This window comes from Parabacteroides sp. KHUB-01 (genome assembly GCF_056640935.1).
The window spans coordinates 1,367,795-1,379,515 of the sequence record NZ_CM153256.1 but is presented as its reverse complement, the minus strand read 5'-3'; the positions used below and the strand labels follow the sequence as shown (position 1 = coordinate 1,379,515).

Genomic DNA, 11,721 nt, shown 5'->3' with positions numbered 1-11,721 from the left:
CAGATAACAATTAAAGAATTGACACAGTTCTATTTACGTAGCCGTTTAATCTTGTATTTTATGTTCTATATAACTTGTATTCTCAAGATAATATATTGCCTCTCCTCTATCTCCATTTTCCAGGTCTGTTAATTCTATCTTAAATATTTTATATGGCAGTGTTGTCGTTTTTTTAGGCTCACTTACTGTTATATAGTAAGCTATTCCGTATTCAGTTTCTTCATAATATTCTTTTATTTGCTGCTTCATCAAAACATCCACGTCTTCTCCATCAATCCATACTTTTATGCCTACCTTATCAATTGTTGGAGCTAGGTTATCACATTTGGCAGCATCAGTAGATGACTTTTGAGAAATATTTGACAAATCCTCTTTATGTTGAGCGTCTTGTATGCCTTTATTTGTAAGAAATCTTGTTAAGCTCATAGGACGGACATAAATCTGGTAGGTTGGTACACCTCCGGGGATTTGAAAAGCGTGCACTCCGTATGCTTCCATTCGGTTATATTGTATATTTAAGGTTGTATCTCTGTCTGCAATAAAATTCCAGCCCCAAAACTCCAATCTCAGATCTTCACTATTTGTTCCCGCTTTCATTGTATGAGGATAAGTATCCATATCTATAGCACCTATGTTACTATATTTGCCTTTTTGTATATTTATTTGATATTTGCCTTTCTCGTCAGTTTTCGTTTCAAAGAGAACATCAAAATTTGAATTTTGGAACATAACAGAACAATTACCAATAGGATTTCCGTTATAGTCAGAAACTTTTCCTGTTATTGTTACCATGTCTTTTTGCTTTTGTGCATTAATAGTTGAATTCAAACAAAAAAACAGAACTAAAATACTTAATAATTTCATTGCATTTATTTATTAGGTTATAATCAGTTATTTAATTCATGGTATCAATCGTTTAGGCAGAAGGGAAATTCTTATTAGTCTTCCTAATCAACCTCAAATTGATTGCGATACCTACGGTCTCAGCCAAATTAATACTGATTCTCTTCGCAAAATTATAAAAAGTATAGACTATAATAAATAAGGTCTGTACTTTTTCACTTATATTCTGAATCCTCTACTTTTTCTTGGTTTCTCCTCTAGCTGTCGCAAACATAGTCTTAACTTTTCCCATTGTTCCTTGAACCATTCGCCTATTGACTGCCCGTTTATTGTCTGTACTAATTTGTTATCATTGACCGGATTTTTCTTAATTCTGAAAACATCATTTTTGATATCAAACTTACGTCTGTGTTCTTCGGAATCAATTTTTCTACTATATTGTAGGCTTCTTTTTTTGTCAAGAGGCTTTCAATCATATCTTTGGTAAATCCGATAACAGCGCATAATTCCCCAATTCTCAACATCTCTTTGAACATTTTTTCTTTAAAGATTACAGCTATACAAACTATAACTTCCCTATATCTTCTCAAATCTAAACCTTAGTTTTTAAAAATTAAATCTTAGTTTATAAAAACTAAATCTAAGATTATAAAAACTAAGTCTTAGTTTCAAGAAAATATCTTATCGCTTTAAGTTTATAATACTTCATGTTTTTTCTTAATTGCTTTTATAATGATTATTTTTGTAAGTAAAGACAACAAGACATGATAAAACTAATTCATACTTCTGACTGGCATTTGGGGCAACAATTCTTCGGTTATGACCGTGAGGCTGAGCATGAAGCTTTCCTGGAATGGCTGCTCGACGTGCTTGATAATGAGAAAGCCGATGTTCTGCTTATTGCCGGTGATATATTTGATGTGGCAAATCCTTCGGCTGCATCACAACGCCGTTTTTATAATTTTCTGAGTGAGGCTCATCGTCGTGTAGATGGTTTGCAGATTGTGATAATTGCCGGTAATCATGATTCCTCGGCTCGCTTGGAGGCGCCTGTTCCTCTTCTTGAGGAAATGAATATTTCTGTGACTGGAATTGTCCCTCGCAATGAGGAAGGAGAAATAGATTTTGAATCGCTTATCCAACCATTATATAATAAGGAAGGGAAGAGAGAAGCCTTGTGTCTTACTGTTCCATATCTCCGTCAGGGTGATTATCCTCGTGCTGATGAGGGAGAAGTTGTTGAAGGAGATGCTTATGCTGCCGGAATAGGCCGTATGTACAGGCATTTGATAGAATATGCTTTGGAGCTCAAGGCTGAAGATGAGGCATTGGTTGCAATGGGGCATTTGTATGTTTCCGGCTCGGAATTGTCTGTCGACGATTTGAGCGAGCGGACAATGGTTGGAGGATTAGATGCAGTTTCTTCGACAGTCTTCACGGATGCGGTGGCATATACGGCTTTAGGCCATATTCATAAATCTCAGAAAGTGGGAGGGAAAGATAGCGTGCGTTATGCAGGAAGTCCTTTGCCAATGTCGTTTGCCGAACAGAATTATCATCACAGGGTGATGTCTGTAACTTTGGATGGAGGAAAATGTGTTGCGGTGGAATCATTGGAAATACCTCGGAAAGTTTCTCTCCTTCGTGTTCCTTCTGTTCATATGCCGGCTAAGGATGTGATAGAGAAATTGTCATTATTGCCTGAGATTGCCGAGGGTGATAATAGTTCCGAATATCCTTTTCTTGAGGTTCGTGTTCTGTTCACTGAGCCCGACCCATCGTTCCGTTATAGAGTTGAGGAAATATTATCGCACAAGGCTGTGCGTCTGGCAACAGTTTCCGTAACATATCCCGATGTTGATAAAAAAGAGGGAGAAGATAATCCTCAGACTTTTGCCGATTTGCAGAAGATGAATCCTTTGGATTTGCTTCGCCGTACTTATTATTCCAAATACGGTAATGAATTGTCTGAAGAATTGACAGCATTGTTCAACGATGTAATGAAAGAAGTGGAGATATGAAAATAGAAATAATTAGAGGAAAGAATCTAGCTTCGCTTGAAGGGGAGTTTTGTTTGGATTTTACAGAAGAGCCACTTCGCTCGGCAGGATTATATTCAATATCAGGACCGACAGGTTCGGGAAAATCGACATTGCTGGATGCTGTTTGTCTTGCTTTATATGCCAACACTCCGCGAGTTGAGAAAGCTAAGGAAAGAGGTGTTTCGCTCAGAGATGTGTCAGACAAAACTGTTTCGCAGAACGACCCGCGACTTATTTTGCGTCGTGGAACGGCTTCCGGTTTTGCAGAAGTTGAATTTATTGCCTTGAATGGTGAGAGATACAGAGCACGTTGGTCTATTAGTCGTGCACGAGGAAAAGTGGACGGACTGTTGCAGAAAGCTTCTTATACATTATATAATTGTACGCGCAATGAAGAAGAGAAAGGAACATTCACTGAATTGCTGAAGCGCGTGGTGGAACTCTCCGGACTTACGTTTGAACAGTTTACTCGCTCCGTTCTTCTAGCCCAGAATGATTTTGCAACATTCCTTAAAGCTGAGCAGAGCAGCAAGGCTGAATTACTTGAGAAACTGACCGGAACAGAAATATATTCCCGTATATCAAAGACTATTTACGCCGGATATGTGCGGGCGGAAGAAAGACTGGCAAAGGTTCAGACCCAGATTCAAGGTATAGAAATATTGGAAGATGAGCAGATAAATGAAATAAATGCTGAGCTTCAGAAATGTGCCGGACGTATTTCCGAAATGGAAAAGGCTGAAAAGGATTTGAATTCTCTAAAAGAAGAGGAAGCGAGGCTGAATGTTCAGCATAAAGAATTGATAGATTCGAAATTCAAGACGGAAGAGCAATTGCGTTTGTCCAGGGAAAAGCTTATTGCCTTAGACACAAATGTGAAGTCTGCTTCTGTAGAAGTGGAGAATCTGGAAAAGGATTTTGAAACAGTTCGCCCTCAGATTTTAAAAGCCCGTGAACTCGACGCTCAGCTCAAATCAGTTGCAGAGGCTAAAAAAGAGGCTGATAAAAGATTAGGTGATTGTTCGGAGAAACTGAAAAAAGGAGAAGCTCATCTTTTGCTGCAGAAGAAAACGGAAACTGAGAAATCTCGCCTGCTGGGTGAATTATATGAATGGAAAGAAAAATATAAATCTAAGCAAAGTATTGCCGAGCAATATCCTTTGTTGATTGTGCATTTGGAATCTGCAAAAGCTTTGTCCGACACTTGTGCTAGATTGTCCGCTGAAATAAATCAGAAACAAAAGGCGGAAATTGAGGCGCGCAAACTTGTTGTTGCAAATTTTGAAAAGAAGGAGAAAGAGCAGCAAAGTTGTGTGGCTGTTGAAAAGCGTATATCAGAACTTGAAGATATTTTGCAAAAAAATAATCCGGACGAATTAGACCGTGAAATCAAGGAAAAGATGGCTGTCCGAGAGAAATTGCTTGTTGAACAGGCTTCTTTTGCAACTACGGGTGATATAAAGAAATTACGGGAGAATTTGACGGAGGGAAAACCTTGTCCGGTGTGCGGAAGTCTGGAGCATCCGTACGCTTTGCCTGCACAGGCAGTGAAAATGCTTGAACTGGCATCTGCAATTGCCGAAATTACCGAATCAATTTCTGCTTTGGAAAAGCGCAAGAGCGAATATCGAAGTGTTGAGAAAAATGCAGCAGATTTGAGGAAGAAATTTGCCGATTTGCAGAAAAACATACTTGAGTATGATAATAAGATAAATGTAAATACTCAGGAGATAAAATCTCTAGAAGAAAGTCTTGTTTCATTGAATTTGCGTATATCCGAAGAAAAGGCAAAACAGGAAGAGCAGTTACTTAAAGCCGATGTTTTGTTCGGTCATAAGGAATGGCGGGAGTCGTGGTTGCGCAACGCTTCCGGATTTCAGAAAACATTGGAATCATTCGTGAATGATTGGAAAAACAAAACTGATGAGATAACTAAAACTGAGCAGGCGCTTGACAAACTAAAGGCTGAAATAAAAGCTATCGAGGCTGGTCTGCTTCCTGAATTGCGTGAACAGGAGAAATCTGCAGCTGCATATTCAAAGGAGAAATCTTTGGAATATGAAAACCGGAAGAACGAACGAAATAGCATTTTGGGCGGAAAACCGGCAGATAATGTTGAAAAAGAATATAACGACAGAATAAAAGAACGCCGGAATTTCATAACGGCATTGAAAGAGGAGAATACAAATTTGCAGAAACAGACCAGCAGCGCAGAAGGTGTTCTCAAGCAGCTTGGTGTGCTGATAATTGAAGCTGAAAGGAAAATAGAGGAAAACAAAAAAGCTTTGGAGAAATGGAATGAAGAATTTGCTGTTAATTCCGATTCTGTTCCGTTTGCTGAAGAACTTGCCGCGTTGAGACAGTTGAAAGGCGAAAAAGAATTCCGATTGAGAAAGAATCAGGAAAATCTGTTACGTATTGCCGGTATGAAGAATGATATAGATAAAGCCCAGTTGGATTATGACCGATGGGCTAAACTGAATGATTTGGCAGGTTCGGCTGATGGTGCCAAATTCCGGCGTATCGCCCAAAGTTATACTTTGGATATTTTGCTTAATTATGCCAACGTGCAGTTGAGGAGTCTTTCGCGAAGATACCGGTTGGAGAGAATACCGGACACACTGGCACTTCAGGTTATCGACAAGGAAATGTTTGATGAGATTCGCTCCGTGCATTCTTTGTCCGGTGGAGAGTCTTTCCTTGTTTCATTGGCATTGGCTTTGGGATTGTCTTCTTTGTCGTCCAACAGAATGAAAGTTGAGAGTTTGTTTATCGATGAAGGATTCGGTTCGCTTGATGCCGAAACATTGTCGGTTGCAATGGATGCGTTGGAGAATTTGCGTACTCAGGGAAGAAAGATTGGTGTGATATCACATGTCCGTGAAATGACAGAGCGGATTCCTGTACAAATACAAGTAATCCGCTCCGGCAATGGTAGAAGTGAAGTAAAGGTTCTTACCACTTATAACTGAAACCAAAACTTAACTGTTCGTTAATCTGTAAATATCGGTCGAATTCAGGATTCTTGGCAACACCATCATCATATCTTAGGTTAAGTGTGATGATGGTTGAGAAGAATCTGCTGATAGCCATTGACAGACGGTTTTCGAATTCACCTTCAATTCTCTGGTAGTTCGTGTTGTAATAGAAACGGGAATACCAGTTGACATTTCTGGAAATCTGGAATGTCATTGTTGCATTGATTGTGGAACCGACCTGGCTTAACTTAGTTGGATATTCTCCTGTAACTTTATCTGCAGTGAAATGACGGCTCAAATCAATATCTTTGTCAATGGTCTGTCGGAATGTATATGAAATAGGAGCTATGTTTATAGACATAGTCAACTTCTTCTTAGGATTTGGGAATGTTTTTGCCAAATCATATTTCATACCGAGACCGACGTTTATACTATAAGGAGAAAGTAAACCAGCTAGTTTTGTTTCAGTATTTTCTCCGAAACTGCTAAACAACTGAGTCTTGAATTCCATATCGATAGTATAAAACCATTTACTGAATGCTCTGAAACCTAAGTTGCTGTGAAGACGGAAAACATCGTCACTCACTTTGTAGCTTCTAAGTGTGTCGTTCGGAGCTGTTGTAATTGTGTTTTTTATTTCAAGTTCGTTCGTAAACTGGACTTTATCTTTATTATAGTTGTAAATAAAATATTCACGGTTGTTCAAGTTGAAGTTGCTGGTACCACCTTTATGCCAGTTTGGAGAAATATAGTTCTGTGCAAACTGGATATCACTTTGGAAGCTAGATGTCCAATAACGTCTTTCAGGAATAAATTTTGTTGGAGCAGTTACATCGCTGAAGTCAGCGTCGTTGTTAACTACAATAAGATTTTCTCCTGAAATATGTTTTTTTATGACATTAGTTTTGACAGCATCTTTGGGTAATATATTATAAGAATATCTGAAGTATTCTGGATGATTCTGTTCAACATATTCATGTGTAGCAATCTGATTGTTTCTTATTCTTGTATAATCAGCGAATATAGTTTCTGGTTGATATAGAGGTTTTACATTATATTTTGGAATTACAGAATCCATACTGAAGAATGAAAGATCCTTAGGCAGGAAATTTCCCTCAAATGTAATCGGCATGAATAGAGGATTTATAATTATTGTATCGGCAAACGTAGTAAATGAATCGAATTCATTACTTCTGTCGTACATTTTGTTTATCCAATACAGAGCCTCTTCAGACATTTCTAGCTTGTCTGCATTCTTTATTTCCTCAAGTTTTTTCCCTAGAGCTTGTGGAACGGAATACTGGCTGTTTAGAGAATTGAATTTAGTACGCAAGTCAGGAATGTTTTCCAAATCAACAGAGCCGTTGGAAATAGTAGTGTCTTGCTGTTCTTCTTCATCATTAATTTGTATAGAAAAAGATGAAGTGCTAAAGACTGTAGTGTCTTGTGCAAAGATGTGTATATTACACAAACTTAAGCTTAAAAGAAGAATAACTGAAAATAACTTTTTCATCTTAACATCATTTCGTGTGACCAAATCTAACACAATGCAAAATTACTAAAAAAACTATATATAATTCTATATGCTCAGTTTTAAACATAAACAAAATATATTTTCAATTTGTTCATATTATCTGATAATCAGTTAAAACTGTAGAGTGTTAAATCTTAGATTTAATCAATTATTAGTATAATACATTAATTATATAACAATCCAATTGTTGAGCTTTAAATTTTGAGTCTGTTTAAATTTGTTTTTAAAGTAAAAACCTTTTTTGTCTGTGCGGAAAATTCACTAAATTTGCGCTTTAAAATGCATAAATCCGATTTTTTGGAAAACTAAAATATTACTATCGTGGCAGATACAAAGTACATTTTTGTTACGGGAGGCGTAGTTTCTTCATTAGGTAAAGGAATTATTTCAGCCTCATTGGGTAAATTGCTTCAGGCAAGGGGTTATAAAGTAACAATCCAGAAGTTTGACCCATACATTAATATTGACCCGGGTACATTGAATCCGTATGAACACGGAGAATGCTATGTTACTGTTGACGGACATGAAGCAGACTTGGACTTAGGTCATTATGAACGTTTTTTGAATGTGCCTACAACACGCGCAAACAACATTACGACTGGTCGTATTTATCAGAGCGTAATTAATAAAGAGCGCAAGGGTGACTATTTGGGCAAAACTGTTCAGGTTGTGCCTCACATCACAGATGAAATCAAGAGAAATGTAAAATTGCTTGGTTCAAAGTATAAGTTTGATTTCGTTATTACTGAAATTGGAGGAACAGTTGGTGATATAGAGTCTCTTCCGTTTATTGAAAGTATGCGTCAGCTGAAATGGGAATTAGGTAAGAATTGTATTTGTGTACATTTGACTTATGTTCCTTATATTGCTGCTGCTAAAGAATACAAGACAAAACCGACTCAGCATTCAGTAAAGCAGTTACAGGAATTAGGTATTCAGCCTGATATCTTGGTTTTGCGTACAGAGCATGAACTGAATAACAATTTGCTTCGTAAGGTAGCATTGTTCTGTAATGTTGAAGAAGATGCTGTTATCCAGTCTATCGACGTTCCTACAATTTATGAAGTTCCTCTTGTGTTGCAGAGACAGAAGATGGATGAGATTGTCTTGAGAAAAACAGGTTTGGAAGTAGGTCCTACACCGGAACTTAAACCTTGGAAAGAATTCTTGGCACTTAAATCATCTGCTACAGAGTCTGTGAAGATTGGACTTGTTGGTAAGTATGTTGAACTTCAGGATGCATATAAATCAATTGATGAGTCTTTGCTTCAGGCTGCAATTTACAACCATCATAAGTTGGATTTGCATTTGTTCCATTCTGAAAAGCTGAATGATGAAAATGCAGCTGAGCAGCTTAAAGATATGGATGGAATCCTGATTGCTCCAGGATTTGGTCAGCGTGGTATCGAGGGTAAATTTGCTGCATTAAAGTATGCTCGTGAAAATGATATTCCTTGCTTGGGTATTTGTTTGGGTATGCAGTGTATGGTTATTGAATTTGCCCGCAATGTGTTAGGTTTCAAAGATGCAAACTCTACAGAAATGGAACCAAACACAACTCACAAAGTTATTGACCTTATGGAAGAGCAGAAGAATATCACCAATATGGGTGGTTCTATGCGTTTGGGCGCTTATGACTGTGTGTTGCGTAAAGGTTCTAAAGCTGCAGAAGCTTATGGAAAAGAACATATTCAGGAACGTCATCGTCACCGCTTCGAATTCAACAGCGAATATCGCTCACAGTTTGAAGCTGCAGGTATGATGTGTACAGGTGAGAACCCTGAAACAAACTTGGTTGAAGTTGTGGAAATCCCTGCTTTGAAATGGTTTGTTGGCGTTCAGTATCACCCTGAATATAATAGTACAGTGTTGAATCCGAATCCATTGTTCTTGAGCTTTGTGAAAGCTGCAATTGATAATAAGAAAAACTAAGACAAAAGAATAGATGGATAAAAATACAATTATTGGATTTGTTCTGATAGGAGTTGTGTTGTTCGGCTACAGTTGGTTTAACCGACCAACTGCCGAACAATTGGAAGCTCAGCGTCGCTATCAGGATTCAATTGCTTTGGTGCAGCAGAAAATAGAGCAGGAGCTTAAGGATAAGGTTGAAGCTTCGCCTGCTGATGAATTGGCTTCTTTGCCTGACTCAGTTCGAATGACCCGTTTACAGAATGATTTTGGTGATTTTGCAAAATCATTGACTGGCACGGAAGAATTTGTTACTCTTGAAAATGATTTGGTCGAAATCAAGTTGTCAACAAAAGGTGGTACTGTTGCTTCAGCCAGATTGAAAGAATATGACAGATATGATGGTCAGCCTTTGGTATTGTTCGATGGAGAAGAGGCTAAGATGGACTTTTCTTTTGCTACTGCGTCAAATCGTCTTATTAACACTGGCGACTTTTACTTTACACCGGTGAAAGGTGATGCTAACTCTGTGACTATGCGTCTTGATGCAGGTAACGGAAGTTCTCTGGACTTTGTTTATTCTTTGAGAGAAAATGACTATGTTTTGGATTTTTCAATCAAAGGAAATGGCTTGAATGGAAAACTGTCTCCATCAACAAATGCTTTGTCTTTGATGTGGGAGCAGGATATCCGTCAGCAGGAAAAGGGAAGAAAGTTTGAAGACCGTTATGTTGGTTTGCACTTTAAGCCTGTAAGTGATGATCCTGATTACTTAAGTGAAACAAGCAACGATAGCAAGAAACCAGAAGAAAAGTTGCAATGGATTGGATATAAAGATATGTTTTTCTCAACAGTGCTGTTGTCAAAACAGGGTATGGAGAATGTATCTTTAGATTCTCATATGTATAAGGAAGGAGAATATATGAAGCATTTCTCATCAAAGGCTGTTGTTCCTTTTGATCTGAAAGGTGCTGAATCTACGGATTTCCAGTTTTTCTTTGTTCCTAACAAGTTTGCTTTGTTGAAAGATTACAATGATAACTTGTCTGGCGATGAAAAACCTCATTTGGAAAAGCTTGTTCCTCTTGGTTGGGGTATTTTCCGTTGGGTTAACCAGTATTTCATAATTCCTCTGTTTAACTTCTTGGGAAGCTTTATCTCAAGTTATGGATTGATAATTTTCTTGTTGACTATTATCGTTAAGGTTATATTGTTGCCATTGACATATAAATCATATATGTCATCTGCTAAGATGAAAGTTCTTCGTCCTCAGGTTGAGGAAATCAATGCTAAGTATCCTAATCCTGATCAGGCAATGGATAAGCAGCGTGCGATTATGGAACTTTACAGCAGTGCTGGTGCAAGTCCTATGAGCGGATGTATTCCAATGTTGTTGCAGATGCCTATTTTGATTGCACTTTTCATGTTTTTCCCTTCAGCTATTGAATTGAGACATGAAAGCTTCCTTTGGGCAAACGACTTGTCAACATATGATGCTATTGTCAGCTGGGATGCTCAAATTCCTTTGATTTCTACATTCTTTGGCAATCACATCAGTTTGTTCTGTTTGTTGATGACTGTAACTAATATTGTTTATACAAAATATAATATGGAAATGACCAATACTGGTCAGCAGCAGATGCCGGGAATGAAAGCGGTAATGTATATGATGCCGTTGATGTTCTTGTTTATTTTCAATAGCTATGCATCTGGTTTGACATATTATTATTTCATTTCTACTTTGGTTACTATTGCGCAGACATTATTCTTCCGCTACACTGTTGATGAAGAAAAACTGTTGGCTAAACTTGAAGCAAACAAACGTCGTCCTGTTAAGAAATCAGGATTCTTGAAGCGTTTGGAAGAAGCTCAGAAAATCCAGCAGGAAACTTTGAGACGTCAGCAGGAAGAGCGTGAACGCAACAAACGCAGATAATAGAGATTACATATATTATTAGCGAAAGGCTGCTATATTCAAGAGAAATATAGCAGCCTTTCTTGTAAATGTATGCCTGGTTTAAAGGCAAAATAAAGTAGGAATATTAATTGTTTCAGAAAACCTATTATAAGATTGTGGATGTTCTTGGATTTGGTATAAAAAAATAAGAGTTAAATACTTATTTGAGTAAGTATTTAACTCTTATTGTGTCGGGATGAGAAGACTCGAACTTCCGACCTCCACGTCCCGAACGTGGCGCGCTAGCCAACTGTGCTACATCCCGCGCTTTTGAAAGTGGTGCCACCAGGAATCGAACCGGGGACACAAGGATTTTCAGTCCTTTGCTCTACCAACTGAGCTATGGCACCATTTTGTTTTTGCGTTGTAACCGTTGTTGTTTCGATTACGGGTGCAAAGGTATAGACTTTTTTTTAATCTGCAAATATTTCTGAGACTTTTTTTTGATAAAATTTT

6 protein-coding genes, 2 tRNA genes and 1 pseudogene are annotated in these 11,721 nt (G+C 37.8%); 4 read left to right on the top strand and 5 right to left on the bottom strand.

Translation table 11 applies throughout. The annotated features are described in order from the left end of the window. Positions 1-45 precede the first annotated feature (45 nt). Both ACYIAR_RS06180 and ACYIAR_RS06175 read right to left on the bottom strand, forming a co-directional pair. A complete protein-coding gene (locus ACYIAR_RS06180; RefSeq protein WP_480332787.1) occupies positions 46-864 on the bottom strand; it encodes a carboxypeptidase-like regulatory domain-containing protein in 819 nt (272 codons plus the stop codon). 198 nt (positions 865-1,062) lie between these two features. Further along, positions 1,063-1,379: pseudogene (locus tag ACYIAR_RS06175) on the bottom strand (mobilization protein); the annotation flags it as partial. Between the two features lie 228 nt (positions 1,380-1,607). Here ACYIAR_RS06175 and ACYIAR_RS06170 point away from each other — a divergent pair. Together ACYIAR_RS06170 and ACYIAR_RS06165 are read left to right on the top strand one after the other, a co-directional pair. Beyond that, on the top strand, positions 1,608-2,864 hold the full coding sequence (locus ACYIAR_RS06170) for an exonuclease SbcCD subunit D (protein ID WP_480332785.1): 1,257 nt from the start codon (positions 1,608-1,610) through the stop codon (positions 2,862-2,864). Continuing rightward, a complete protein-coding gene (locus ACYIAR_RS06165; RefSeq protein WP_480332783.1) occupies positions 2,861-5,857 on the top strand; it encodes an AAA family ATPase in 2,997 nt (998 codons plus the stop codon). The genes ACYIAR_RS06170 and ACYIAR_RS06165 overlap by 4 nt, the downstream gene beginning before the upstream one ends. Here the strand turns inward: ACYIAR_RS06165 and ACYIAR_RS06160 are convergent. Beyond that, positions 5,841-7,376, bottom strand: coding sequence for a DUF3078 domain-containing protein (locus ACYIAR_RS06160; protein ID WP_480332781.1), 1,536 nt, complete (start codon positions 7,374-7,376; stop codon positions 5,841-5,843). The two genes, ACYIAR_RS06165 and ACYIAR_RS06160, sit on opposite strands and share 17 nt — an antisense overlap. A 342-nt stretch (positions 7,377-7,718) precedes the next feature. On the opposite strand from ACYIAR_RS06160, the gene ACYIAR_RS06155 reads away from it, so the two are divergent. Next, complete coding sequence (locus ACYIAR_RS06155; protein ID WP_480332779.1) at positions 7,719-9,329, top strand: CTP synthase; 1,611 nt, start codon at positions 7,719-7,721, stop codon at positions 9,327-9,329. Positions 9,330-9,342: 13 nt separating this feature from the next. Then, positions 9,343-11,244: a membrane protein insertase YidC gene (gene yidC / locus ACYIAR_RS06150; RefSeq protein ID WP_480332777.1), complete on the top strand. Its 1,902-nt coding sequence runs from the start codon at positions 9,343-9,345 to the stop codon at positions 11,242-11,244. Positions 11,245-11,456: 212 nt separating this feature from the next. On the opposite strand, the gene ACYIAR_RS06145 is transcribed toward yidC, so the two are convergent. Together ACYIAR_RS06145 and ACYIAR_RS06140 are read right to left on the bottom strand one after the other, a co-directional pair. After that, positions 11,457-11,530 (bottom strand) — tRNA-Pro (locus tag ACYIAR_RS06145). A 12-nt stretch (positions 11,531-11,542) separates the two neighbouring features. Further along, positions 11,543-11,615 (bottom strand) — tRNA-Phe (locus tag ACYIAR_RS06140). Between the last annotated feature and the right edge of the window lie 106 nt (positions 11,616-11,721).

Coding starts and splice junctions, on each gene's coding strand:
- ACYIAR_RS06180 (WP_480332787.1), bottom strand. CDS start 864: ATGAAATTATTAAGTATTTTAGTTCTGTTTTTTTGTTTGAATTCAACT.
- yidC (WP_480332777.1), top strand. CDS start 9,343: ATGGATAAAAATACAATTATTGGATTTGTTCTGATAGGAGTTGTGTTG.
- ACYIAR_RS06170 (WP_480332785.1), top strand. CDS start 1,608: ATGATAAAACTAATTCATACTTCTGACTGGCATTTGGGGCAACAATTC.
- ACYIAR_RS06165 (WP_480332783.1), top strand. CDS start 2,861: ATGAAAATAGAAATAATTAGAGGAAAGAATCTAGCTTCGCTTGAAGGG.
- ACYIAR_RS06160 (WP_480332781.1), bottom strand. CDS start 7,376: ATGAAAAAGTTATTTTCAGTTATTCTTCTTTTAAGCTTAAGTTTGTGT.